The organism is Micromonospora sp. DT47 (assembly GCF_049844475.1).
Taxonomy (GTDB): Bacteria; Actinomycetota; Actinomycetes; order Mycobacteriales; family Micromonosporaceae; genus Micromonospora.
The window spans coordinates 71,489-95,204 of the sequence record NZ_JBNCLC010000023.1 but is presented as its reverse complement, the minus strand read 5'-3'; the positions used below and the strand labels follow the sequence as shown (position 1 = coordinate 95,204).

Sequence of the window (23,716 nt, the reverse complement as noted above, 5' to 3'; positions counted from 1 at the left end):
TAGTGCGGTGTCCACTAACGTTCACCGGGTTTGCGGTGGGTGTTGTGGATCCTCGCCGTAGGCGAGCGACTCCCCACCGGGTGGTGGGGCGGGCCTCCGCAGGCCAACCGACCCTCGCGCCGTCCGAGGTGGGTGGCGGGGGTCACGCCGGGACCGGCCAGCACCAGGCAGGTGCCGGCCGGCTCGACGGTGCGTGACCACCTGCGGCAGCACGACGGCTGTTTCGGTGGTGGGTCCGCCGCCCGGAACACGGACGGCGATGCTGGCGGCCGCGACGAGGTCGCGGTGCCCAGAGAAGCGGCAGTGCGGGCAGGACAGGCTCCGCCCACGGGGTTTCGGCACCCGCCTTCGGCAGGCGGGACAGGTGGAGGAAGTGCCGCGTTCGTCGACCAACCGCACGCCGATACCGGCCAGCGCGGCCTTGTCGGTGAGGACCTGGATGAGTCGGCCGATCTGCCACTGCCGCAACCGCAGGTGGTGCCGCCGTCCCGCCGGCAGCTCGAGCACCCCGCGGGGGTCACCGACGTGCAGCACACCGACGCGTTGCCGCACCGCCCAGGAGACGACGGTACGGGCGGCTTCGTGCTGGGCCTGGCGGACCCGCCGCCGATGCCGACCCTCAACCCGCCGCGCCCGGCGCCGGTACTGCCGCCGCCGCCGCGACGCCTTCTGGCCGGGCTTGGGTGCCCGGCGGGCGACGGCGCGGCGGCGGGCTTTGGTGTCGGCCAGGTGCATGCGGTGCTCGGCGCGGATCGCCCGCCCGGACACCAACAACGCATCCCCGTCCGGGCCGGCCACCGCGTAGGGGTGGATGATCCCCAGATCCACCCCAGCCACCCTGGCCGGATCCGGCTCCTCACCCGGCGGGTACACCGTCACCGGGACTTCGGCGGTCACGTCGAGGAACAGCCGGCCGCCCTCGCACAGCAGCGTGATCGACCGGACCTGCCCGGCCGGATAGGGCACCTCCCGCGCCAGACGCACCCACAACGGCGCCGTGCCCATGGCGGTGGGGATCCGCACCCGGCGCCCGTCGAGAGTGAACGTGCCGTGATACCAGCGCACCGGCACCAACCCCCGCCGGCGACGCGGGAACCGCGCCGACAGGTCACCGCCGTTGCGGCGCTTCGCCGCCGCGAACCACGCATCCGAAAACCGGCGCAACACCGACCGGGCACCCGTGGAGTCAAGCTCGGCGAACGTGCCCGGCCCCGACGCCGCCAACTCCCCGCACAACCGCTGATAACCGACCAGAGGCGCGTCCCCACGGCGGCGGCGCCACGCGTTGACCTCCAGCACACACGCCCACACATCACCGGCGGAGCGCAGCAGCCCGAAGCACCGCCGCCGCTGCCCCGGTGTCACCCGCACCGCGACACGCGCGGTGCGATGCATGACCGGCGGCGCGGACGGGTCCCGACGACGAGGCATGAACCGAAGCCAACACCACCCGTACGACAATTCCCACGGCCGAAAACCGGCGAACGTTAGTGGACACCGCACTAGCAACTCGAGGGAAGGTTCCCGCTTTGGCGCATCCCACGTCGCGGCGGGCGGGATCGGCGTTGGATGAAGCAGTATGGGACATGCCGGGCAAGACGTCGGCTCGGCCGTCGGTCTGCGGCCCGGTCGGGAGAGCGGGCCGTCGGCGACCTTCGTCGAGCTGTTCTTCGATCTGGTCATGGTGTTCGCCCTGACCCGCTTGGTGGCGGAGGCGGTGCCGGGACTGTCGAGCATGAGCCTCCCGGTGCGCTGGTTGACGATGGGCCAGACGCTGCTGTTGTTCCTCCCCTTGACGTGGGCCTGGACGATCACCTCGTACGTCACGGCCCGTTTCGAGCCGTTACGATTCGGCGTTCAGGTCGCGGTGCTCGCCAGTGCCTTCGGGCTGCTCATGATGGGCACCGCGGTGCCGTACGCGTTCAGCGGGCGCGGCCTGACCTTCGCCCTCGCGTACGTGACCCTGCAGGTCGGCCGGACCCTTCTGTTCGGCCTGCTGTTGCGGGGCCACGCGCTCCAGAGCCTCTACGCGCGCGCGTGCATCTGGTTCTGCGTGGGCGCCGTACCGTGGCTTGTCGGAGCCTTCGCCCAACCCGGAGGGCGAGTCCTCCTGTGGTCGCTGGCGATTGCGATCGACCTCGGGTCCGCGCGCCTGGGTTGGCCGGTGCCGGGCATGGGCCGCGGACGCGCCGCCGCGTGGTCGGTGGGCGGTCACCACCTCGCCGACCGTTACAAGCAGTTTCTAATCATCGCCCTCGGCGAGGGCGTCCTGACCATCGGCGTCTCCTACACCAGGGGGCCGTCGAGCCCCAGCCCGTACCGGACCGTCGGCCTGATCCTGGCGTTCCTCACCACCGTGCTGCTGTGGCGGATCTACTTCTTCCGGGCCGGCCAGATCCTCCCCGACGCGGTGACGGCGGCGGAGGACCGGGCGAGCTTCGGCCGCCACATCGCCTTCGCTCACCTGATCATGATCCTCGGCATCGTCGCCACCGCGATCGGGTACGAGCTCGTCCAGAGGCATCCGGCCCGCGACGCCGTCCCGGCCTGGCTCGCCGTGATCCTCGGGGGCCCCGCGCTCTACGTCGTGGGCCGGGCCCGGATGGAGTGGGCCGTCTTCGGCCGCGTCTCGCCGCCTCGCATCGTCGGCGTCATCGTGCTGGCACTGCTCGCCGTGCCCCTGTTGTTCGTGCCGCCCCTGGCGGCGGCGGGCACGGCGACACTCGTTCTGCTGTTCATCGCGCTGGCCGACGCGCGGCGGGCGGCGGGTCGCCCTCCGGAACCCCCGGCCCCCGTCACCTGAGGTGAGTGCTGTCGGGCTTCGCGCTGCTAACTGTCGAGGTGGTCGGGCTGACCTGCGGGAAGCGTTCCATCGTCTGACATCACTTGCCTACCCTACTTGGCATCGGTTGCATCTAATTGAAGCTAGTCGATGCCATGATGGGGGCGAAGGAGTGCCGGCGTGCCCGTTCCGTACCCATCTTTGAGGCAGCCCCCGGAGGTAAGATCAGGCCGTCCCCAGGCCGTCAAAGGCGAACCACGGGTGGCCATTGTTGACCACCCATGACCGACGTAGCCGCAGATCACCGGACGTCTCGTCCGGTTTGATCGACTACACCCAGACCCGCGATTAACACAACACCAAGTAGGAAGTCAGGCGGGGCCACCCGCTGAGCGAGGACCGCGTGGGCCCCGGCACTGGCGAGCACATCGTCAACGCCGGCGCGTGCGGTTATCCGCTGCACGAACTCTACGAGCCCGAACGGCTCGACGTTTTCCCGAGGTTTGCGCAGGTGATCGTCGAGCCCTTCAGGCAGCTGTTTGGCAAGATCGTTAGCCTGGCCTCCGCTGACCCGATCTGCCAATGTCTCCAAGGTCGCGCGGGTGATCGTCGTGACCTGATCGGCCGACACCCTTGCCCGCCTGGCCACTGCGTCGATGAAATCCTCGTGGACCACCTGCTCCTCCTCTCGGACCGGCGCCGTCTACCCGTGTGCCGACGCATCAATCCGCTCTGCGGCCTAACTCGAGCAGGCGTCTGCCCGGCATGGATCGGAACGAGTATCCGAACGCCGAACGCCGAACGCCGAACGCCGAACGCCGATCACCGAACACCGGCGGCGGCAGTTACGCGCCCCGTAGCTGCACGCAACGGCCGAGATCGGACAGCAGGGCGTCGAGCGACACCGGGGGCGATGATTTTGCTCGGAAAGCCCTCGAGGACGAAGCCGGCGGCAGCGTAGGGCCGGGTGAGGCGCTGGCGGAGGCGCACTGCCTGGCAAGGACCGGCGAGGATTCAGCTGCGAGCAGAGGCCTGGATCGCCGGTTCGTCGCCGCCGCTCGACTGTGACCTCCGTTACCTCCCTGTCGACCGGGAATCAGATCAGCGGATCCGGATTTGGAGCCAGATGTGACTCCTGCACTTTTCCCGGCCCGGCTGCGCAACGACCGGTCGGAACCGACCCGATGACCGCCACCGTCGACGCCCCTGAGGGGCTGGCAGTCCCGCTGACGCCGGGTGACCTGATGAGCCCCCGACAACGCCTGCGGCTCGTCCTCGTGCTCGGGTCGCTGATCGCGGTGGGTCCGCTGACCATCGACATGTACCTGCCCGCGCTTCCCGCGATCGTCGCCGATTTCCAGACCACGTCGGCGGCGGTCCAACTGACCCTCACCGGCACGCTGGCGGGCCTCGCCCTCGGCCAGTTGCTGATCGGCCCGCTGTCCGACGCCGTCGGCCGGCGCGCGCCGCTGATCGCCGGCATCGCTTTGCACGTCATCGCGTCGATGCTCTGCGTCATCGCACCGAACATCGCGGTTCTCGGTGTATTGCGGGTGGTGCAGGGCCTCGGCGTCGCAGCGGCCTCGGTGGTCGCGATGGCCGTGGTCCGCGACCTGTTCAGCGGCGCGGCCTTCGCCAAGATGCTCTCCCGGCTGCTGCTGGTCATGGGGGCGGCGCCGATCCTCGCTCCGACCCTCGGTGGCGGGCTGCTGCGCTGGACGGACTGGCGCGGTGTGTTCGTGGCCCTGGCCGCCTTCGGTGTGCTGCTCGTCGTGGTCGCCGCGCTCGGCCTCCGCGAGACGCTGCCGGCCGATCGGCGCCAACGCGGCGGCGTGGTCGCGACGATGATCGTGTACGGCTCGCTGCTGCGGGACCGTACGTTCATGGGCCTGGTCCTGGTCGCCGGGCTGGCCATGGCGGCGTTGTTCGCCTACGTGGCCGGGTCGTCGTTCGTCCTGCAACAGCAGTACGGGCTGGACGAGCAGCAGTTCGGGCTGGCCTTCGGCGTGGGCGCGGTCGGGCTGATCGCGGCGACCCAGTTCAACGTACGGCTGCTGCGCCGTCACTCGCCGCAGCGGATCCTCGTTGCCGCCCTGGCCGTGGGGACCGGGGCCGGCTTGGCGCTGCTCGCCTTCGCCGCGACCGGGCTCGGCGGGCTGCCGAGCCTGCTGGTGTCGTTGTGGGTGGTGCTCGCGGCGGCGGGCCTCGCGATTCCGAACGCGCCGGCCCTGGCCCTGTCCCGGCACGGGGAAGCGGCCGGGACGGCCTCCGCTCTGCTCGGCGCCGTGCAGTTCGGCGTCGGCGCGCTGGCCGCGCCCCTGGTGGGCGTGCTGGGCACCGACGCGGTGGCGATGGCCCTCGTCGTTGCAGGTGGCATGGTGGCGGCGATGGCGGTTCTGCTCGTGATCGTGCGGCCGGCCCGGCTCGCCGACCTCGAGCCGGACGCGGTGGTCGTGGCAGCGCATTGAGGATCGCCACGCCTCCAATGACCGTGTCGACGTTCGGGCGATGTGGCCAGCGCGGGACCGAGGCGGCGGACAATTCGACCAGCTCGTAGTCGGGGTCGCCGGCGGCGAGGGTGTCGCCGAGTGCAGTTGTGGTGTCGGTGTCTACCGGGTGGACAGCGAGGTCGCCCGGTAGGCGCGGGCACCTTCCTGCCCTTCCAGCACGGCCTCTTCGGTGACGCCGAGGTGGGTTGCGGTGTCGGCGGCCCTCGGGGAGCGGCCCAGCGTGTGGGTCAGCGTGGTATTGGCCGCGCTGATCGCCGGACGGAGTTCCTGCAGACGGCAGGGCACCCGGACGACTCAGGTGCGATCGCGGAACTAGCGCTTGACCTCGCCGACGATGGTCGGGATGGCGTACGCCGTGAAGCCGACGCCCAGGGCGGGGTGGGCGACCGGCTTGACCAGGCCGACGATGGCGGTCTGGGTCAGGTCATCGACCTGCTCGCCGCGGCCCGAGTAGCGCTACTAAGCACCGTGCACGGTGGTGCTGATCCGCACGATGGTGCCGGCCGGGCTGCTGTGGATCTGCAGGTCGTCGGTCATCTGCTGTGCGATCCATAGGCCCATCCCGCCGGCTACGGACAGCGGCGGCCGATTCCGAGGGCTGACGTAGTCCGCGGTGGAGAAGCCACGGCCTTCGTCTCGGACCTCGCAGATGAGGCGACCGTCTTCCCAGACGCGTAGCTGTCCGGCGCCGCCACCGTGGCGCACGGCGTTGGTCATCAGCTCGTGCACTGCGGTGACCCAGTCGCTGATCCGTTCCCCGGTCAGGCCGCACTGGCGGGCGATGGCCTCCACCTTCTGGCGTACGGCGGGCAGCTGACCGGCGGTTATCTTCGTCTCGAGCAGTAACCGGGCTTGGGAAGGAGAAGAGCGGTCTCTCGGGTGCCCGACCACGACTCTCCCTCCCAAGGGACGCGGATCTCCTGCACCGTGGAATGTACCCCGAGCGCCGGGCGTCGAACGGCCGGCCGTTACGTTGGCCCAGCCACCGCTCCCGACTCCATGCACCTGCGCCTTGCGCCAGCCGGGCGGTGGGTGCTCGACCGTCTGGTTCGGGACGGGGTGCTCCTGGTGGCCTGCCCTGGGCCTGGGAGGGGCTACGCTTCTGCCGTGATTGGCGTGCAGGGTAGCGGGAGCGACGAGCGGCTGCGTCGCATCGAGGCGCTGACCGACGCGACGCTGTCCCAGCTTGGCGCCAACGACCTTCTCGACGAGCTCCTCGACCGTGTCCGAGAGGTGCTGCGGGTTGACACCGCCGCCATCCTGCTGCTGGACGTGCACGCCCAGCAGCTAGTGGCCACCGCGGCAAGGGGGCTGGAGGAAGAGGTCCGGCAAGGCTTTCGGATCTCCGTCGGCCGCGGCTTCGCCGGCCGGATCGCCCGGAACAAGCTGCCCGTAATCCTGGACGACGTCACTGCCGCAGACGTGGTCAACCCGATCCTGATCGACAAGGGGATCCGCTCGCTACTGGGTGTGCCCATGTTCGCCGGCGGCGAGTTAATTGGCGTACTGCACGTCGGCTGCCTGAGCCCGCACCGATTCACCGACGACGACGTGCGACTGCTCCAACTCGCCGCCGACCGGGCGAGCCTTGCCAGCCAGGCCCGGGCCAGCAGCATCGACCGCACCGCCGCCCTCGCCCTGCAGCGCAGCCTGCTACCCACCCACCTACCCGACGTGCCCGGCGTGGACCTGGCCGCCCGCTACGTGCCTGGCCACGACGCCGGCGTCGGCGGCGACTGGTACGACGTGTTCACCCTCCCCTCCGGCTGGCTGGGCGTCGTCATCGGCGACGTGTCCGGACACGGACTGCGCTCCGCAGTCGTGATGGGACGCCTCCGCAGCGCGCTGCGCGCCTACGCCCTGGTCTGCGACAACCCGGCCAACGCGCTGACCTTGCTCGACCGCAAGATCCACCATTTCGAGGCCGGGAACCTCGCCACGGTTCTTTACGCCATGATCTCTCCGGACCGCGCCACCATCCAGATGTCCCTCGCCGGGCACCTGCAACCCATCCTGGCCGCACCAGGACAGCCGGCCGGCACGCTGAACGTTCCAGTTGATCTTCCATTGGGGTTGGGCCCGCTTCAACCGGCCCGCCGGCACACCGCAGTCGCGTTCCCTTCCGAGGCGGTACTGATCTGCTATACCGACGGGCTCGTCGAACGCCGCAGCGAAATCATCGACGTCGGCATCGAACGGCTCTGCTCCGCCGTCGAACCAGGTCCCGCCGAAACGGTCTGCGCCCGCATCATGGCCACACTCGCCGCCGAACAGGCCACCGACGACATCGCCCTACTCGCCGTCCGCGCAACCGACAAAGGTCACCCTGAAACTTAAACCGGGCGTTGTCGCCGATGGCTCGATTCGTGGCCCCGGGCCTGCGCAAGCGGCAGCGGATGACCAGCTCAGCAGGGCTGCCAGGGACGGTTGCTCCGGTTCAGCCCCGGCCGGGCTCGCTCTGAGCGGCTGTTCCAAGGCCCGTACACTGCACCTGACCGGTGCCGACCAGGCCCCGGACTGACCCTGCGGTGGCCCGATGAGGCGGCCGGACCACGCACCTCGGAGGCCGCCGCATGAATGTCTCCGCCTCCACCAATACCGATAGTTTTGTTCACCCCGCCCTCTTCTACGCCGACCGCGAGGAGTACCTGGCCGGCACGGTGCCGTTCATCCAAGCCGGCCTCGCTGCCGATGAGCCGGTCATGGCCGCCGTACCGGGGGAAAACCTCGACCACATCCGCACCGCGCTTGGCATCGACGCGGACAGGGTCCAGCTGCACGACATGAGCATGGCCGGTCGCAACCCCGGGCGGATCATTCCCGGCGTCCTGCTAGCCTTCGCCGCCGCCCACGTCGGTAAGCGGGTACGTATCATCGGCGAACCTATCTGGGCCGGCCGTACCGCTACTGAATACCCCGCCTGTGCTCAGCACGAAGCCCTGATCAACGCGGCATTCGCTGGCCGGCGGGCCACCATCCTCTGCCCCTACGACACCAGTCGCCTAGACCGGAGCTGGCTCGACGACGCCTACCGCACCCATCCCATCCTGCAGACGGGCAGCGCGGTGTGGGCGAGCCCGCATTACGCCGACCCGGTCGCGGTGGCCGCAGGGTTTAACCTGCCGCTGCCGGACCCGCCTGCCCACGCGACCACCATCGCCATCGACTTCCATGCCCTCCCGGCCATCCGCCGGGTCGTGACCGCCGAGGCCACCGCGGCCGGGCTGACCCCGGACCGAGTCTCCGACCTGACCCTGGCGGTCAACGAACTGGCTGCGAACACGATCGAACACACCGCCGCCGGCGGTACCCTCGCGGTCTGGACCGACGGCACCCGGCTGATCTGCCAGCTCACCGACACCGGGCACATCACGAATCCGCTCGCCGGCCGGATTCCCGTGCCACCGCAGCAGCCCGGCGGCCGAGGACTCGTCCTGGTCAACCAGCTCTGCGATCTCGTGCGCGTCCACACCAAGCCCGGTTCCACCACGACCCGCCTTCACATGCACCGCTGACGCCCGCCGGGCGGCAAGCTGTGACGGGGAGCGGGCGGTCGCGGCTCGCATATGTCGAGAGCAAATCCACGATCCCCGAGTCGAGGTCGCCGAGGCGTCGGATGGCGTCTCCCTCCCACCGGACCGGACTGTAACGGCCAGCCGGTGGAGTGGGTGATCAGCGTTGACTCCACGATTGTGCGGGCTCACCCAGCATGCGGCTGGCGCTCGCAAAAAAGGGCGGTGGACGGTGGACGGTCACGGCCGTGGACGGTGAAGCGCTGGGACGGTCCCGGGGCGGGTTGACCACGAAGATCCATATCGCAGTCGATCGGCGGGCCGGCCGTTGTCGATCTTGCTCACGCCTGGTCAGGCCGGCGACAACCCGCAGCTGTTCAACGTCCTGGACGTGATCAGCGTCAACTCCCCAGGCCTGGGTCGGCCGCGCAAGCGTCCGGACATGCTCGTCGCCGATAAGGCGTACGCCCACGAGTCCATCCGCGCCGCGCTGCGCCGGCGCGGTAACGCCCAGACCATCCCCGAGCGGTCCGACCAGGTCGCCCGCCGCGCGACCAAGGGCAGTCGTGGCGGACGACCCCCCGCCTTCGACAAGGACATCTACCGTCAACGCAACCAGGTCGAACGCTGCTTCAACCGGCTCAAACACTGGCGCGACCTGGCCACCCGCTACGCCAAACCCGCCAGCGTCTACCGTGCCTGCCTAGTCCTCATCGCCGCGCTGCTCTGGCTTCGATGACCGGCGGTCACGCGTCATGTGCCGTTGAGGTGCAAAGACAGGACCAGCGCAGAGGAGACCGCCAGCTCACGGTCGAGTACCTCATCTCGGGGGACGAACACCATGGCCCGTCCCTCGCCGAGTACCACGTCCTCCTGCCGCGCCCTGGTGGTGCCACAGAACACGTGGACCGTCACAGTGTGAGGGAAGCCGGCCTCATACGGACGCGGACCACTCCACAGCGGGTGCAGCTCACCCGCTGTCAAACCCGTCTCTTCCAGCAGTTCGCGGCGGGCTGCCTCCTCAGGCGACTCGTCGGGCTCGACATGGCCGCCTGGCAGGCTCCACTGGTTCGGCGAGGCGGCCACGTCTTCATCGCGGTGCTGCAGAAGCACCGCGCCTGAGGGATCGACAAGCAGCACGAGTGCGACGTCATAGGTGGCCACTGCGAGATCATGCCATGCCCGACACACGCGGAAGGGACCTCACCTGCGGGAAATGACTTCCTGGCACCTGGTCGCCGACCTCGAATTCATCCGCGAAGGTCTCAAGCTGGACGCTTGGCTGCTTTTTGGCGGCTCGTGAGGCTCCACGCTCGCTCTCGCGTATGCCCAGACCCACCCAGCCCGGGTGACCGGCCTGATCCTGCGCGGGATCTACTTGCTGCGCCCGCAGCGAGCGGACCTGGATCTATCAACACGGCCTGCATCATGTGCAGCCCGAGGAATGGGAGCGGTTCATCGCTCCGATACCAACTGCCGAACGTGACGACGTCGCCGCCGCGACCACCGCCGCCTAATCGGACCTGATCGTGAGGAGGCCCTGCGCTGCGCCGATGCGTGGATGCGCTGGGAGGCGATCAACTCTTCCCTGACGCCCGATCCCGACCTCGTCGCGGCGCTGACGGCGGACGAAACAGCGCTGCCGGCGGCGCAAGTTCTCGCCCACTACGTCATCCACGGCGACTTCTTCGACCCGGAGACTCAACACCTGGATGGCATTGACCGCATCCGCGACCCGCCGGCCGTCATCATCCAGGGCCGTTACGACCTGTGCTGCTCGCCGGCCACCGCCTACGACCTTGCTCGTCACTGGCCTGAAGCCACCCTGAACATCATTGCCGACGCAGGCCATTCCTCCATGGAACCCGGCATCACCGACCAACTGGTCCGCGCCCCCGACCGGTTCGCTGATCGCCTCCACCAGCACGGTTGACGTCACCACCCGCCGGACGACGCTCATCGATGCACGAGATCAGATCGACGTGAGCGGACCGCGGCGAGACAAACAAGAGCCCCCACGTCGAACGCAGGGGCTCTTCGGACCCGGCCCGGCTCGAACGGGCTGCCACCCTCTCCAACTGCGGAAACGCCCTTACCGGGTAGACGCGCCTTGGGCGGGCTCATCTCAATGCTAGGACGCGGTTGCGACTGACGCGCAGGCCCAGCCTTGTGCTGATGTTCGGTAACGTCCGCTCATGGCCGCTGATCGGGCAAACCGCTGCTAGCTTCCGGTCGACGTGCCAGCCTACGCTGGCCTGCGGGTGACCGTCATCGGCGATGTGCTCCACGATCGCGAGCGCCTGCACAAGCGCGATGGTGTCGCCGTCGCTGTATGCGTGGTGCTGCCCGTTGCTGAGGACGAACCCCTCCTGTTAACCGGTTCCGGTCGGGTCGATGGCGTGCTCGCTGGGGTCGCCCGGTTCCTCCAGCAGCATGATTGGCGCAGACGGCGATCGAGCAGCGTTACGCAGGCTCCGCCTGCCGCATCAGGCGAGTGCTACCTCGACCTACTGATCGGCTCTGCTCAGATCTGGGCTCAACGAATCAGTGCCGTCATCAAGGTCGCCGACGAGCGAATCCGGGGCACGCATGCGCCAGGCGTCGGTGACGAGTTCCTTCAGGCGATCGACGTTCACCTGCGCCAGCCGCAGCATGACCAGGGGCAGCCCGTCGTACGCGGGCGTGGTGAAGAAAACCTCGGGCTCGCCGAGGAGTAACGCCTGCTTCTCCGCTTCGTCGCCGACGTACAGCACCGCGATATCGGTCCGGATGCGGCGCGACGTGCCGGGTCTGCGCTCGGGGTAGGACCAGACGAACCCTTTGTCGGCGACCCGGAAGTCGAAGCCGTCACTGTCGATCTCGACCACGTGAGGCAGCGCCAGTGCCAGGTGACGGACATCGCCGGCGTCAGCCATCGAGGTTGCTCCAGGACACCGCCTCCTGCATACGCACAGGCTAACCGCTGCGCCGAACGCGATCTCCGCCGGCCCGCGGGACCCGACAGTGAGGCGACCCGCCGGTAGCGGCAGAACCACCTGCGGACCGTGCAAGGAGTCTCTGACGACGCGACCAGCCTCGGCAGGCGGGTGACGCGCCGCGGAGCCGCTACCCAAGCTCGACTTTGCCGGGCGGCCGGTCGACCAGGGCGGCCAGCTTCTTCGGCGCGAGGACGCAGTAGCTTTCGGTGAGAAGTTCGGCGACCTCGTCCCAGTCGACGTCGTCGTCGAGCATCATGCCGACGACGTCGGCGCCCCAGCCCGGCTTGAAGAACGGGTGGCCGCTGTTGACGAGCCCGTCGATCTCGTCGCCGGGCGACCGGAATGTCAGCACGTAGATCGGGTGGTCGGTCGCGGCGGCGCGGGCGTAGGCCATCTGGTGGTCGGGGTCGACGGTGAGTACGTGGGCGAACGTCCGTTTGCGGATCCGCCAGCGGGTGCCCACCCACGCTGGCTCCTCGTAGGTCTCTGGCAGCCCGAGGCAGACCGGCCGGAGCCGGCCGAGGATCTCGGGTGGGACGTCTGCGGGGCCGGTCACGCGATGGACGTTACCGGTGCCCTCCGACAATTTTGTTAGCCTCGACCGATGCCGGCCTTCAGCCTTCGTTCCGCCATCGCCGAGGATGCAGAGGCGGTCGCGAGGATCTGGTACGACGGGTGGTGCGACGGCCACCTCGGGCAGGTGTCCGAGGCCCTCGTCGCGGCGCGTACGCCGGAGTCGTTCCGAGCGCGGGCCGCCCAGCGCGTCGGCGACACGGTGGTCGCGGTTACCGGCGCTGGCCACGAGGTTGCGGGCTTCGTGATGGTGGTTGACGACGAGGTCGAGCAGGCGTACGTGTCAGCGGACCACCGCGGGTCCGGCGTGGCGGGGTTGTTGCTCGCCGAGGCCGAGCGGCTCGTCGCTGTTGCCGGTCATCGGCGAGCCTGGCTGGCGGTCGTCGCCGGCAACGCGCGGGCCCGCAGGTTCTACGAGCGGTGCGGGTGGGCCGATGAGGGAGTGTTCGACCACGCCGCGGTGATCTCGGGCGGGACGATCACTGTGCCGGCCCACCGGTACGTCAAGCCGGTCTGACCTCAGGCCACCAGCGGGCTATTGCGTTCGAGCAGCACCCTCTCGCCCCACCGGCCGCCGTGGCGACCGATCCCTTTGGGACCGCCAACCCGCCGGAAGCCGGCCCGCTCGTGAGGGATGAGGCTGGCGGTGTTCTCCGGGAAGACGGCGAACTGGGTGGTCCAGATCCCGCCCGCCATACCCGCTCCCCGCCCGCGTACGGCGCGGCCGGCTTGCGCGTGACGCGAGCAGGGCCGAGGTATGCCGTCCCGGGATGATCGTCGCCGCGGTAGCGGGCGTAAAACGGTGCCGCCCGGACGCCGGGCCTCAGAGGTTGAGCGGCCCCGGGTCGGTGGCCAGCTCTCGGAACCGCTCCCGCGGGTTGGGCACCAGCCGCCGGGCCGACAGGTCGAGCAGCCCGCCCACCCCAGTCACAGTCGCGACCTGGGTGCCGTCCAGGCGGGTGTAGTCCTGCTCGATCTGGAAGGTCTTGCCCTCGCCCCAGCGGAACTCGCAGGAGACATCCACCTGGTCCCCACCGCGCAGCTCATGCAGGTATTTCAGGGTGACCTCCAAGGCGACGGGTCCCACTCCGGAGGAGATGAGCCGGTCCTGTGAGATTCCGGCGGCGCGCAGGCATTCCCACCGGGCGTGCTCGCCGTATTGCAGGTAGACGGCCTGGTTCAGGTGCCCCTGCGTGTCAAGCTCGTAGCCGCGCACGGTGATGCGCACCCGGAACGGATCTCCCATGCACCCGAGCCTACGACAACGCCCCGAGCGTGACTGCCAGCAGTTCATCGAGTACGGCGGGGCTGGTCGCCGCGGTGTTGCTGAGCATCACGATCCGACGGTCCGACTCGGGCAGGCAGCCGTCGAACGCGATGAATCCCGCGTTCCCGCCGTCGTGGTGGAACCAGGGTTTCGCCGGCGATGGTGCCGACGAACCAGCCGTATCCGCGTGCCGTCGGTCGTCCGCCGGTCGGCGCCCGCTCGGTAAGCATCAGCGTGCGGTACCGCCCGTCGAGCAGCTGTCCGGCCCGCAGGGCGTCGATCCAGGCGACGAGGTCACCGATGGTGGACCAGACGTCGCCGGCGTCCATGCCCACGCTGTCCAGTTCCCACGAGGGGACGGGCGCCGCCATCGACGCCGTGTCCGTGCGCGATGTCGTCGCGGTCGCCTGGTGAGCCGGCGAAGGTGCGTTCCATCCCCAGCGGCGCGAAGATCTCAGTGGCGAGCACATCGCGGTATGGCCGGTCGGCCACCCGTTGCGCCACCTCCGCCAGCAGGACGTATCCCGGGCTGCTGTAGTCAAACCAGCGTTCGATCCGGTCGTCGAGGTCCAGCGCACCGCCCTGGGCCAGCAGCACCGCCGCAGCGGTGAACTGCTTGCTCACGGACGCGATCTGGAACCCTATGGCCGTCCACGGCGCCACGCCACTCCGTCGGGCTCACGCCGATCGGTCGACGGATACGCCGAGGGCCCGGGCGACCAGGCCCAACCGCTGATGACGCACGTCGACCAGGGGCGGGAGTAGCAGCGTGGGCATCCCGACGTCGAGGGCGCCGCCGTCGGGCTGCCGCCGGTCACCGACCATCAGCGTCTGGCCAGGCACCGTGCCGAGCATGTCGAGCGCCAGCCGGAAGGCCCGAGGGTCGGGTTTCTGCACCCCGTGCTCGTACGACAGCACGTACGCGTCGACGACGTCGGCCAGGCCCGCGGCGGCGAAGGCCGGTCGGAGGTCGAAGTGGACGTCGCTGACGACCGCGATTCGGCGACCGTGCCGGGCGATCGCCCGCAGCACCGGCGCCGCGTCGACCGCGAACGGGTTGAACGCGGGGTCGGATTCCACGGCGTAGAGGGCGTCGGCCAGCTCGGCGTCGAGACCGGCGTCGGCGAAGACGCCGTGGTACGCGTCCCGGTGGACGGCCGCATCACAGTCGACCCCCGGCGCGTCCAGTCGGTCCGGCTCACCCGCCGCCTCCGCGATGGCCGCCCATGTCCTCGCCACCGACTCCGGCCGGCTGCCGCGGCCGAGCCGGTCCAACGCAGCGCGGACCCAGTCCTCCGGCGACAAGGTCGTCACCAGGGTGCCCCGCCAGTCGAACACCACTGCCCGCATGTCATCCATTGGCGCCAGAGTGACGTCTTCGTCTATCCGGCGTAAGTACGTTGCGAGACCAAAGGCTCGGTCCAGAAGGCCGCCGGGGCGACTGGTGGGCTGTCACAGCGTCAGCGACCGAGTACGAGGTACCCAAGACCCAGAACCCCGCGGTAGGTGCTGACGTACTCGCGCAGCCGGGCATCGAGCCACTCGCGGACCTCCGTCGCGCGGGGGTCTTGCGGATGCTCCAGCAGCCACTCCTGCCGGCCTGCACGCCAGGTGGCCTCGAAGTCATCCCATTCTCGCTGGTCGGCCGTGCTGAGGTGCAGGACCCGCCAGCCCAGACCGCGTGCGTGCTCGATGAGATCCGCAAGAGCGACAGTCTCCTCTCCGAAGATCTCCACGGCCTCGGTCGTAGGTGGACGCTCCCAGTACCCGTCGCCGAACAGGAGTCGGCCACCGGGCCGGACGAACTCGGCGAGCGCTTCGAGGGCAGCGGCCGTACCGCCGAAGGCATGCGAAGCGCCAACGCACAGGACGCGGTCGGCCGGCTCCCGCCAGGCCGCCGCTTCCCCCTTCACGAAGGTGACGTGCTTGTCCAATGACCGGTCCGTGGCCAGTTCCCGCCCCCTCGCGAGAGCATCATCGTCCGTGTCGACACCGATGCCCGTCGTCGCGGCCGCGCCGTCCACGCCGCCGACGGCAACTGCCCTGAGCAGCAGCTCGCCCCATCCGCAGCCAAGGTCAAGCACGCGTGCACCAGAGCGGATATCAAGCCGCCGCAGAAGCAGAGCCGCATGCTCTTCCGACAACGGTGTGTTCCAGCGCATCCGCGCGTAGCGTAGGGCGGTGAGGTCGTCGGTCGGCTGCATCCGTTGAGGGTGCCAAGTCTTGATCGACGGCGCATCCCCGTTTCGCGACCACCACAGTAATCCGGTCGCTGCACTCATCTGCCGTGATCAGCGAGGACACGCATCGTCGAAGGGCGTTGCCGCCTCAGACATCCATCTGATGGCAGCCGTGCTTGGATGGTCGGGTGGAATTCACCGTGACAGACGCGCCGGGGCAGGAGCGGTTCGAGGCGCGGGACGAGGCGGGTGCGGTGGCCGGGGTGGTCACCTACCAGCTGACCGGCAACATCATCGTCTATACCCACACCGAGGTCGATCCGAAGTTCGAAGGCAGGGGCGTCGGATCGACCCTCGCTCGTGCGGTAATGGACGACGCGCGCGCCAAGGGTCGAACCGTGGTGCCGATCTGCCCGTTCCTCGGCGAGTGGCTGGGCAAGCACCCGGAGTACGAGGACATCGTCGCCCGATCGACTCGAAAGGTCAGATAGCCACCGCCGAGCCATGGGCGCGTGCGGGCGGTAGCGCCGCCCGTTTGTCCGGCGCGCCGCCGGGTAGCCGAACCGGAAGGACGGCACCGACGGGGGAGGGACCGTGGCACGGTACGCGGACGAGGTGGTCGCACTCGCCGCGCCGCTGACGGACGCGGGGGACCTCGACGTCCTCCTGGACCGGATCGGCGACGCTCGGGTGGTGATGCTGGGCGAGGCAAGCCACGGCACCCACGAGTTCTACCGCTGGCGGGCGGAGCTGACCCGGCGCCTGATCGCCGAGCAGGGCTTCTCATTCGTCGCCGTCGAGGGGGACTGGCCGGACTGCGACAGGGTCGACCGGAGCGTCCGCTGCCGCGCCGACGCGCCGGAGGACCCGTACCACGCGCTCGCCGCGTTCGAGCGCTGGCCGACCTGGATGTGGGCCAACGAGGAGGTCGTCGACTTCTGCCGCTGGCTGCGGGGGCACAACACCGGCGTCGATCCGGAGCATCGGGTCGGCTTCCATGGGCTGGACGTCTACTCGCTCTGGGAGTCGCTGCGGGAGATCCTGGTCTGGTTGCGCGAGCGGGAACCGGGCCTGGTGCCCGTCGCGCTGGCCGCGTACCGCTGCTTCGAGCCGTACCGGGAGGACCCGCAGGAGTACGCGATGGCCACCCGGTTCGTGCCGACCAACTGCGAGAACGAGGTCGTCGACCTGCTGGTCGCGCTCCGCGCCGCGGCCGGCGGCCCCGCGCAGGCTGGCGGTGACCCGGGGTCGCGCTTTGCCGCCTGGCAGAACGCCGAGGTGGTGGCCGGCGCGGAACGCTACTACCGGGCGATGGTCGCCGGTGGGCGGCAGTCCTGGAACGTTCGGGACCGGCACATGGACCAGACCCTGGACCGGCTTCTCGACCACTACGGCCCCGGGTCGAAGGCCGTGGTGTGGGCGCACAACACCCACGTCGGTGATGCCCGGGCGACCGACATGGCCGATGCCGGGGAAATCAACATCGGTCAGCTGGCCCGCGAGCGGTACGGCGCCGACCAGGTGGTGCTGGTCGGCTTCGGCACCCACCACGGCACCGTCGTCGCGGGCGGTGCATGGGGCGCGCCGACCGAGTTGATGCCGGTGCCGCCGGCCATGACCGGCACCCTGGAGGACGTGCTGCACCGCTCGGCCCCCGAGCGGGCGCTCTTTGCCTTCCCCCGGGGCGACCGGCCCGATCTGCTCACCGACGAACTGGACCATCGGGCGATCGGGGTGGTCTACCACCCGGAGCGGGAACGGCTGGGCAACTACGTGCCGACCGTGCTGGGCGACCGGTACGACGCCTTCTGCTGGTTCGACGCCACCCAGGGGGTACGCCCCCTGCACACCGGCCGGGCCGGCCTGCGGGAGCCGGAGACCTTCCCCTCCGGGGTCTGAGACCACCCGGAGGAGACCGACGCGGTCAAGCGTTCGACGCCGAGATCCGCCCCGTTGTGTTACCCGATGACCTTGGGTCCCCGCGTCGACGTGTCCTGCAAGGGTTGGGCGGCCGGGCTCTGGTCGAACGCCTGCCGCAGGTACAGGGCGGCGTCCTGTTGGGCGTGCGCCGCCTTGTTCGCCCCGACGCCCTCGCCACCGACGGCGATGCGCGACGGGTCGCCGCCGAGCTCGGTGACGTTGGCCCGGAGCCACCGGTAGGTGGCCAGCACGTCGTCGTGGGCAGCCGGAAAGACATGCTCCGGAGCCTTGCGGTACTCCGGCGACACGACCATCGCGCCCGTTTTGGTGACCAGAGCGCGACACGACGCGTCGTAGTCGTCGTTCGTGAACAGGATCCAGCCGCCGCCGTGAGCCCACAACACGACAGGCAACGGCGCGGGCTTCGCGCCGAGCGGCTTGTAGACGCGTACGGGTGACCACCTCGGCGGCCCGAGGGCGTCAGCTTCTCAGGGGAACGCTCCACGGTGGGCTATTCGGTCCTGTCCGGGCGCTGTCGGCGAGACTGCGACAGGCAGTACACATCACCGGAGTTGACCGCGTGTGGCAGTGAGAGGAGGTGCGCCGCCATGCCTTCCGCGGACGTCCACTGCTGCAAAGCCAGCGACATGGTGTCGCCCAGCGCGATGTTGAATCCGTTGAAGCCGAGCGCGGTGAGACGATCGAGGCAACGTTGCGCTACCGGGCGCTCGATCGTGGTGAACTCGAAGGAGAGTGCGGGCGGGGGACGACTCAGCCCTTCCAGCACTGCATCCTCGAAACCCTCGACGTCAATCTTGACGAAGGCCGGCACGCCGTATTCAGCCACGAGTGCGTCCAGAGTTATGGACGTCACTTCGATTTCAGAGTCCCATATTTCGTCTTCCCACCCGACTGCGCCGTCCGCCGCCTGCAGGAAGTGAGGGGAAGCGGTGGATACCGTGGGGTTGGCAGAGTTGATGTTGAGTTGGACGCTTCCGACATGTGCACCGCATGCCGCCTCGACCAGTGTGACCTGGTCGTCGCCGGCGTATATGGCACGGATGGCTCGCGCGCACAGCGGCTGCGGCTCCACGGCCACGACCCGGGCCCCGAGGCGGCGGAAGCTGCCGATGCGGTCGCCCACATGAGAGCCGATGTCGAAGACGAGATCTCGGGCTCTGACGAAACGCGCGTAGAGCCGGTCCATTTCCGCCTCGCGCTCCGGGTCACCGTAGTAGAGGTCCAGTGAGCGACGAAGAGCGGAAGTGACCGGATCAGTCTTGAGCGCCTCAATGGCGCCGGCTTGGGCGTCCACTGGGGGACCCTAGCCGAAGCCGTGAGAGAGGGTGTCCACTTCCGGATAACCCGTCCGGTGGCTCAGTTGAACGGTGCCCGGGACGGTGGGATCTTCGGGTGTGATCGCAACGGCGCCGAGGGCAATGTCGCGCGCACGCCCACTTGGCATGGTGCGAACTGGTGTGCCCTGAGGACCGGCGCCGACGACCCGCACAGGATGGTCGTCTGGACCGCCTGTCCTGCCGATCATGGAAGCCCCATGACGGCGCGATCTGATCGGTAGGACAGACCGTCGGTGCGACCGACCCGGACCACGCCGGTACAGTGCGCGAGTGTTCGCGATCATTCTGAACGACGGGGCCGAGCTGCGCCCGCTGGAGCCGTGGCAGGCCGAGGAGTTCCTCGCCCATCTGGACCGGGCGCGCGCTGCGGTGGACCCGTGGATCCCGTGGGCGAGCCGGAGCACCGACCTGGACTCGGCCCGCGCCACGCTGCAGCGCTACGCGGACCTTGCCGCCCGCGACGCCGGCCGGCTGTACGGCATCTGGCTCGACGGCACGCTCGTCGGCGGGACCATGTTCGTCGACTTCGACGCGGCCGCGGGCACGTGCGAGATCGGCTGCTGGCTGGAGCCGGCCGGGCAGGGCCGGGGGCTGATCACCCGGGCGGTGGGGCACCTCGTCGACTGGGCGGTGCGCGTGCGCGGCATCCACCGGGTCGAGTGGCTCTGCCGCCCCGACAACACCGCCAGCCGCAACGTCGCGCGCCGGCTCGGCATGCGGCTGGACGGGGTGCTGCGCGAGGAGTTTCCGTACCGGGGGGTCCGGCACGACACCGAGGTCTGGTCGCTGCTGGCGCCGGAGTGGGGCGGCCGCGCACTCATCGACCGTTGACCCGGGCGCCGTTGCGCCGACGGTCTCGGCCGACTCGCTCGCGCCGCCGGTGGACATCGACGGCGGCCCAGTGGTCGTGCACGCCTGTCGGCACCTGAAGATCGCCAAGGACCGGCGCGCGCCGGGATCAGACGTGTGTGATCACGTCCTTGCCGTATGAGGAGAGCGTCTTCTCCTTGTCGTCATGCATCAGGTAGAGGGCGAAGTTGTGGACCCCGATCTCCTTGAGCTCCTGCAGCCGGTCGACATGGGCTGACTCGGGGCCGATGAGGCAGAACCGGTCGACGATCTCATCGGGCACGAAGTCGGTGGACGGATTGCCGGCGCGGCCGTGGTGTGCGTAGTCGTAGCCCTCGCGGCCGCTGATGTAGTCGGTGAGCGCCTTTGGCACCATCCCGGAGTCGCCGTAGCGGGCGACCAGGTCGGCCACGTGGTTGCCGACCATGCCGCCGAACCAGCGCAGCTGATCCCGTTGGTGCGCGAGGTTCGTGCCCACGTAGGCAGGTGCGGCCACGCACATGGTGATCGAGTCAGGATCTCGGCCTGCGGCGGTGGCCGCGTCGCGTACCGAGCCGATCGTCCAACGGGCGATGTCGGGATCGGCCGTCTGCAGGATGAAGCCGTCGGCCTGCTCGCCGACGAGCCGTAGCGCTTTCGGGCCGTAGGCGGCCATCCAGATCTCCAGCTTGCCGTCGCGCACCCACGGGATGCGCACCGGCGTGCCGTGGTGTTCGACCTCGTTGCCTTCGGCCAGCTCCTTGATCACGTGCATGGCCGTTTTCAGCGTGGCCAGGCTCGCCGGCGGCTGGCCGATGACCCGTCGGGCCGAGTCGCCGCGGCCGATCCCGCACACCGTGCGGTTGCCGAACATGTCGTTGAGCGTGGCGAAAAGCGACGCGGTGACCGACCAGTCGCGGGTGCTCGGGTTGGTCACCATCGGCCCGACGATCAGGTGCTTGGTCGCGGCGAGGACCTGCGAGTAGATGACGAACGGCTCCTGCCACAGCACGCAGGAGTCGAACGTCCACCCGTAGCGGAACCCGTTGTCCTCGGCGGCGGTGAGGCCCGCCACGACGTCGCGAGCGGGCGGGTCGGTCTGAAGTACGACACCGAAGTCCACGGTTTCTCCTTGTCAGACCAGGTATTGACTGAGATCGCGCTTCAGGAACTTCCCGTGTCCGGCCGCGCCGTGGAAGGCGTTGTCGTCGACCACGACCCGACCACGGGACAGAACGGTGGAGACCTTCCCGGTCAGCTCCATGCCCTCGTACGCGGAATAGTCCACGTTCATGTGGTGCGAGCTGGCCGAGATGGTCTGCTCGGCCGTCGGGTCGTACACGGTGATGTCCGCGTCGGCGCCCGGAGCGATGACGCCCTTGCGCGGGTAGAGGCCGAACATCCTGGCGGGCGTGGTCGAGCTGATCTCCACCCAGCGCGGCAGGGTGATCTCGCCTTTCACCACGCCCTGATAGAGCAGGTCCATCCGGTGCTCGACGCCCGGCATCCCGTTCGGGATCTTGGAGAAGTCTCCCCGGCCCAGCTCCTTCTGGTCCTTGAAGCAGAAGGGGCAGTGGTCGGTGGACACCAGCGACAGGTCGTTGGTGCGCAGGCCCCGCCAGAGTTCCGCCTGGTGCTCCCTGGGTCGCAGCGGGGGAGAGGCGACGTACTTCGCGCCCTCGAAGTCGGGCTTGGCCAGATCATCCAACGACAGGAACAGGTACTGCGGGCAGGTCTCCGCGAACACGTTCTGGCCCGTGTCGCGGGCCCGGGTGACCGCGTCCAGGGCGTGCGCGGCGGACAGGTGGACGATGTACAGCGGCGAGCCGGTGACCTTTGCCAGCGTGATCGCCCGCGAGGTGGCCTCGCCCTCCAGCTCGGGCGGCCGGGTCAGCCCGTGCTGTACGGGGTCGGTGCGCTGGCTCGCGAGTGCCTGCGCGACGAGCTGGTCGATGGCGATGCCGTTCTCCGCGTGCATCATGATCATCGAACCGGTGTCCCGGGCCTTCTGCATCGCCCGCAGGATCTCCCCGTCGGTGGCGTAGAAGACACCCGGGTAGGCCATGAACATCTTGAACGTGTTGACGCCCGCGTCGATGCAGGACTCCATCTCCTTGAGAGACGTGTCGTTGACGTCCGAAACGATCATGTGGAACGCGTAGTCGATCGCGCAGTTGCCGTCGGCCTTGCTGTGCCATTTGTCCAGCGCGGACAGCAGGGACGTTCCCTTGGCCTGTACGGCGAAGTCCACGATGGTCGTCGTGCCACCCCACGCTGCCGCGATCGTCCCGGTTTCGAAGGTGTCCGCCGAGGACGTGCCGCCGAAGGGCATCTCCATGTGGGTGTGGCCGTCGATGCCGCCAGGCACCACGTACTTCCCGGCGGCGTCGATCACGCGTTCGGCGCCGGACGCCCACTGCTGCGCCAGACCCGAGTCAGGCGCGGCGAGCGCCGCGATCCGCTCGCCCTCCACCAGCACGTCGGCCGGGTACGCCCCGGTGGCGTTGACGACTGTTCCGTTGCGGATGAGGATGCTCATTTGATGTGCGCGGCGTGGAAGCCTGGCCGTTCAGGGCCGGGAGGAAACGCCGCTCCCTCCCTTCGCGGGTTTGATGTATTTACCTGTATTGTGCGAGCCGTGGGTGGGGTGGTGAAGCGTGCGTTCAAGTACCGCTTCCATCCGAGCCCTGAGCAGGCTGACCTGCTCAATCGCACGTTCGGCTGTGTGCGCCTGGTCTACAACCGGGCGCTGGCCGAGCGGACGCGCGTGTACGCCACGGAGCGCCGGTCGATGACGTACGTCGAGTCGTCCGCGGTGCTGGCCGGCTGGAAACGCGAGCCGGAGTTGGCGTTTCTCAATGAGGTGTCGAGCGTCCCGTTGCAGCAGACGCTGCGTCACCAGCAGGCGGGGTTCACGGCGTTTTTCGCCAAACGCGCCGGGTATCCGCGGTTCAAATCGAAGCGCAGGTCCCGCGCCAGCGCGGAGTTCACCCGTTCGGCCTTCCGGTGGGCGCAGGGGCAACTGACGTTGGCGAAGATGCGCGATCCGCTTGCCATCGTGTGGTCGCGGCCTCTGCCCGATGGCGCCGAGCCGAGCACGGTGACCGTGTCGCGCGACAGTTCCGGCCGCTGGTTCGTCTCGATCCTCGTGGAGGACCCCACCGTCGCGCCGCTGCCACCGTCGGATCGTCACGTCGGGCTTGACGCCGGCCTGACATCGCTGGTCACCAGCTCCACTGGGGAGAAGGTCGCCAACCCCCGGCATGAACGCCGGGACCGGCGCAAACTGGCACAGGCGCAGCGGGAGCTGTCCCGCAAGCAGAAGGACTCGAACAACCATGCCAGGGCCCGCTTGCGGGTGGCCCGTATCCACGCCCGGATCGCCGACCGGCGTCGCGACCTGCTGCACAAGCTGAGCACTCGACTCGTCCGCGAAAACCAAACGGTCGTCATCGAGGACCTCGGCGTGCGCGGCATGCTCCGTAACCACCGATTGGCCCGCGCTATCAGCGACGCGGCCTGGTCCGACCTCCGCCGGCTGCTGGAGTACAAGTGCGCCTGGTACGGCCGTGACCTGCGGGTGGTTGACCGCTGGTACCCGTCGAGCAAACTCTGCTCGATCTGCGGCCGGGCCACCGACACCATGCCGCTCGCCGTACGCTCCTGGACCTGTCTCGGGTGCGATGCGGTCCATGACAGGGATGTCAACGCAGCCCGCAACATCCTCGCCGCCGGGCTGGCGGAGAGGTAAAACGCCTGCGGAGCTGACGTAAGACCTCACAGGAAAACTCCTCGCGGGCAGTCGGCG

28 protein-coding genes and 2 pseudogenes are annotated in these 23,716 nt (G+C 69.2%); 11 read left to right on the top strand and 19 right to left on the bottom strand.

Translation table 11 applies throughout. The annotated features are described in order from the left end of the window. Positions 1–21 precede the first annotated feature (21 nt). The gene (locus tag ACLQ2U_RS26625) at positions 22–1,371 is read right to left on the bottom strand and encodes an RNA-guided endonuclease InsQ/TnpB family protein (RefSeq protein ID WP_425753660.1); all 1,350 of its coding nucleotides are present in this window, start codon (positions 1,369–1,371) and stop codon (positions 22–24) included. A gap of 208 nt (positions 1,372–1,579) precedes the next feature. Here ACLQ2U_RS26625 and ACLQ2U_RS26620 point away from each other — a divergent pair, with 208 nt between their 5' ends. Further along, entirely contained in the window at positions 1,580–2,803 is a 1,224-nt protein-coding gene (locus tag ACLQ2U_RS26620) for a low temperature requirement protein A (RefSeq protein ID WP_425753659.1), read from the top strand. A 280-nt stretch (positions 2,804–3,083) separates the two neighbouring features. Here ACLQ2U_RS26620 and ACLQ2U_RS26615 read toward each other — a convergent pair whose 3' ends face one another. After that, positions 3,084–3,458, bottom strand: a complete 375-nt coding sequence (locus tag ACLQ2U_RS26615) for a DUF2267 domain-containing protein (RefSeq protein WP_425753658.1) — start codon at positions 3,456–3,458, stop codon at positions 3,084–3,086. Between the two features lie 568 nt (positions 3,459–4,026). On the opposite strand from ACLQ2U_RS26615, the gene ACLQ2U_RS26610 reads away from it, so the two are divergent. Then, positions 4,027–5,250 carry a multidrug effflux MFS transporter gene (locus ACLQ2U_RS26610; protein ID WP_425753665.1) on the top strand — a complete coding sequence of 408 codons (1,224 nt, stop codon included), beginning with the start codon at positions 4,027–4,029 and terminating at the stop codon, positions 5,248–5,250. 141 nt (positions 5,251–5,391) lie between these two features. Here ACLQ2U_RS26610 and ACLQ2U_RS26605 read toward each other — a convergent pair whose 3' ends face one another. The 3 genes from ACLQ2U_RS26605 to ACLQ2U_RS26595 are packed head-to-tail and all read right to left on the bottom strand — an operon-like array spanning position 5,392 to position 6,183. Continuing rightward, a complete protein-coding gene (locus tag ACLQ2U_RS26605) occupies positions 5,392–5,577 on the bottom strand; it encodes a sigma-70 domain-containing protein (protein WP_425753657.1) in 186 nt (61 codons plus the stop codon). A gap of 27 nt (positions 5,578–5,604) precedes the next feature. Next, entirely contained in the window at positions 5,605–5,691 is an 87-nt protein-coding gene (locus ACLQ2U_RS26600) for a hypothetical protein (RefSeq protein WP_425753664.1), read from the bottom strand. A gap of 60 nt (positions 5,692–5,751) precedes the next feature. Continuing rightward, entirely contained in the window at positions 5,752–6,183 is a 432-nt protein-coding gene (locus tag ACLQ2U_RS26595) for an ATP-binding protein (protein WP_425753656.1), read from the bottom strand. Between the two features lie 141 nt (positions 6,184–6,324). Between ACLQ2U_RS26595 and ACLQ2U_RS26590 the strand changes: the two genes are divergently transcribed. From ACLQ2U_RS26590 to ACLQ2U_RS26580, 3 genes and pseudogenes are all read left to right on the top strand, one after another. Beyond that, positions 6,325–7,629: a PP2C family protein-serine/threonine phosphatase gene (locus ACLQ2U_RS26590; protein ID WP_425753655.1), complete on the top strand. Its 1,305-nt coding sequence runs from the start codon at positions 6,325–6,327 to the stop codon at positions 7,627–7,629. Between the two features lie 236 nt (positions 7,630–7,865). Further along, positions 7,866–8,807 (top strand): anti-sigma factor RsbA family regulatory protein, encoded by a 942-nt coding sequence (locus ACLQ2U_RS26585; protein ID WP_425753654.1) that lies wholly within the window; start codon positions 7,866–7,868, stop codon positions 8,805–8,807. 132 nt (positions 8,808–8,939) lie between these two features. After that, a pseudogene (locus tag ACLQ2U_RS26580) lies at positions 8,940–9,543 on the top strand (IS5 family transposase); the annotation flags it as partial. A 14-nt stretch (positions 9,544–9,557) separates the two neighbouring features. Here the strand turns inward: ACLQ2U_RS26580 and ACLQ2U_RS26575 are convergent. Beyond that, a complete protein-coding gene (locus tag ACLQ2U_RS26575; protein ID WP_425753653.1) occupies positions 9,558–9,968 on the bottom strand; it encodes an NUDIX hydrolase in 411 nt (136 codons plus the stop codon). Between the two features lie 397 nt (positions 9,969–10,365). Between ACLQ2U_RS26575 and ACLQ2U_RS26570 the strand changes: the two genes are divergently transcribed. After that, positions 10,366–10,737, top strand: coding sequence for a hypothetical protein (locus tag ACLQ2U_RS26570; RefSeq protein ID WP_425753652.1), 372 nt, complete (start codon positions 10,366–10,368; stop codon positions 10,735–10,737). Positions 10,738–10,924: 187 nt separating this feature from the next. On the opposite strand, the gene ACLQ2U_RS26565 is transcribed toward ACLQ2U_RS26570, so the two are convergent. The 3 genes from ACLQ2U_RS26565 to ACLQ2U_RS26555 all read right to left on the bottom strand — a co-directional run bounded on the left by ACLQ2U_RS26565 (position 10,925) and on the right by ACLQ2U_RS26555 (position 12,338). Continuing rightward, on the bottom strand, positions 10,925–11,110 hold the full coding sequence (locus tag ACLQ2U_RS26565; protein WP_425753651.1) for a hypothetical protein: 186 nt from the start codon (positions 11,108–11,110) through the stop codon (positions 10,925–10,927). Positions 11,111–11,311: 201 nt separating this feature from the next. Continuing rightward, positions 11,312–11,719, bottom strand: a complete 408-nt coding sequence (locus ACLQ2U_RS26560) for an MmcQ/YjbR family DNA-binding protein (protein ID WP_425753650.1) — start codon at positions 11,717–11,719, stop codon at positions 11,312–11,314. A 190-nt stretch (positions 11,720–11,909) separates the two neighbouring features. Next, entirely contained in the window at positions 11,910–12,338 is a 429-nt protein-coding gene (locus ACLQ2U_RS26555) for an MmcQ/YjbR family DNA-binding protein (protein ID WP_425753649.1), read from the bottom strand. A gap of 48 nt (positions 12,339–12,386) precedes the next feature. On the opposite strand from ACLQ2U_RS26555, the gene ACLQ2U_RS26550 reads away from it, so the two are divergent. Next, a complete protein-coding gene (locus ACLQ2U_RS26550) occupies positions 12,387–12,872 on the top strand; it encodes a GNAT family N-acetyltransferase (RefSeq protein WP_425753648.1) in 486 nt (161 codons plus the stop codon). 2 nt (positions 12,873–12,874) lie between these two features. Here the strand turns inward: ACLQ2U_RS26550 and ACLQ2U_RS26545 are convergent, their stop codons facing one another. The 6 genes from ACLQ2U_RS26545 to ACLQ2U_RS26520 all read right to left on the bottom strand — a co-directional run bounded on the left by ACLQ2U_RS26545 (position 12,875) and on the right by ACLQ2U_RS26520 (position 15,826). Beyond that, positions 12,875–13,051, bottom strand: coding sequence for a GNAT family N-acetyltransferase (locus tag ACLQ2U_RS26545; RefSeq protein ID WP_425753647.1), 177 nt, complete (start codon positions 13,049–13,051; stop codon positions 12,875–12,877). 127 nt (positions 13,052–13,178) lie between these two features. Then, complete coding sequence (locus ACLQ2U_RS26540) at positions 13,179–13,601, bottom strand: acyl-CoA thioesterase (protein ID WP_425753646.1); 423 nt, start codon at positions 13,599–13,601, stop codon at positions 13,179–13,181. Positions 13,602–13,645: 44 nt separating this feature from the next. Further along, positions 13,646–13,951, bottom strand: coding sequence for a hypothetical protein (locus ACLQ2U_RS26535; protein WP_425753645.1), 306 nt, complete (start codon positions 13,949–13,951; stop codon positions 13,646–13,648). Continuing rightward, on the bottom strand, positions 13,917–14,246 hold the full coding sequence (locus tag ACLQ2U_RS26530; protein WP_425753644.1) for a serine hydrolase: 330 nt from the start codon (positions 14,244–14,246) through the stop codon (positions 13,917–13,919). The genes ACLQ2U_RS26535 and ACLQ2U_RS26530 overlap by 35 nt, the downstream gene beginning before the upstream one ends. Positions 14,247–14,300: 54 nt before the next feature. Next, positions 14,301–14,981: an HAD family hydrolase gene (locus tag ACLQ2U_RS26525; protein WP_425753643.1), complete on the bottom strand. Its 681-nt coding sequence runs from the start codon at positions 14,979–14,981 to the stop codon at positions 14,301–14,303. Between the two features lie 101 nt (positions 14,982–15,082). After that, positions 15,083–15,826: an SAM-dependent methyltransferase gene (locus ACLQ2U_RS26520; RefSeq protein WP_425753642.1), complete on the bottom strand. Its 744-nt coding sequence runs from the start codon at positions 15,824–15,826 to the stop codon at positions 15,083–15,085. A gap of 164 nt (positions 15,827–15,990) precedes the next feature. On the opposite strand from ACLQ2U_RS26520, the gene ACLQ2U_RS26515 reads away from it, so the two are divergent. Then, on the top strand, positions 15,991–16,293 hold the full coding sequence (locus tag ACLQ2U_RS26515; RefSeq protein ID WP_425753641.1) for a GNAT family N-acetyltransferase: 303 nt from the start codon (positions 15,991–15,993) through the stop codon (positions 16,291–16,293). A gap of 103 nt (positions 16,294–16,396) precedes the next feature. Beyond that, positions 16,397–17,701: an erythromycin esterase family protein gene (locus ACLQ2U_RS26510; RefSeq protein ID WP_425753640.1), complete on the top strand. Its 1,305-nt coding sequence runs from the start codon at positions 16,397–16,399 to the stop codon at positions 17,699–17,701. A gap of 59 nt (positions 17,702–17,760) precedes the next feature. Here ACLQ2U_RS26510 and ACLQ2U_RS26505 read toward each other — a convergent pair. Continuing rightward, a pseudogene (locus ACLQ2U_RS26505) lies at positions 17,761–18,156 on the bottom strand (alpha/beta hydrolase fold domain-containing protein); the annotation flags it as partial. Positions 18,157–18,233: 77 nt separating this feature from the next. Further along, entirely contained in the window at positions 18,234–19,037 is an 804-nt protein-coding gene (locus ACLQ2U_RS26500) for an FkbM family methyltransferase (RefSeq protein ID WP_425753639.1), read from the bottom strand. A 313-nt stretch (positions 19,038–19,350) separates the two neighbouring features. Between ACLQ2U_RS26500 and ACLQ2U_RS26495 the strand changes: the two genes are divergently transcribed. Next, on the top strand, positions 19,351–19,911 hold the full coding sequence (locus tag ACLQ2U_RS26495; protein ID WP_425753638.1) for a GNAT family N-acetyltransferase: 561 nt from the start codon (positions 19,351–19,353) through the stop codon (positions 19,909–19,911). Positions 19,912–20,038: 127 nt separating this feature from the next. On the opposite strand, the gene ACLQ2U_RS26490 is transcribed toward ACLQ2U_RS26495, so the two are convergent. Beyond that, complete coding sequence (locus tag ACLQ2U_RS26490; RefSeq protein ID WP_425753637.1) at positions 20,039–21,031, bottom strand: TIGR03842 family LLM class F420-dependent oxidoreductase; 993 nt, start codon at positions 21,029–21,031, stop codon at positions 20,039–20,041. Between the two features lie 12 nt (positions 21,032–21,043). Then, entirely contained in the window at positions 21,044–22,447 is a 1,404-nt protein-coding gene (gene hydA, locus ACLQ2U_RS26485; protein WP_425753636.1) for a dihydropyrimidinase, read from the bottom strand. A gap of 99 nt (positions 22,448–22,546) precedes the next feature. Between hydA and ACLQ2U_RS26480 the strand changes: the two genes are divergently transcribed. Beyond that, positions 22,547–23,659, top strand: a complete 1,113-nt coding sequence (locus ACLQ2U_RS26480) for an RNA-guided endonuclease InsQ/TnpB family protein (RefSeq protein ID WP_425753635.1) — start codon at positions 22,547–22,549, stop codon at positions 23,657–23,659. Positions 23,660–23,716 lie beyond the last annotated feature (57 nt).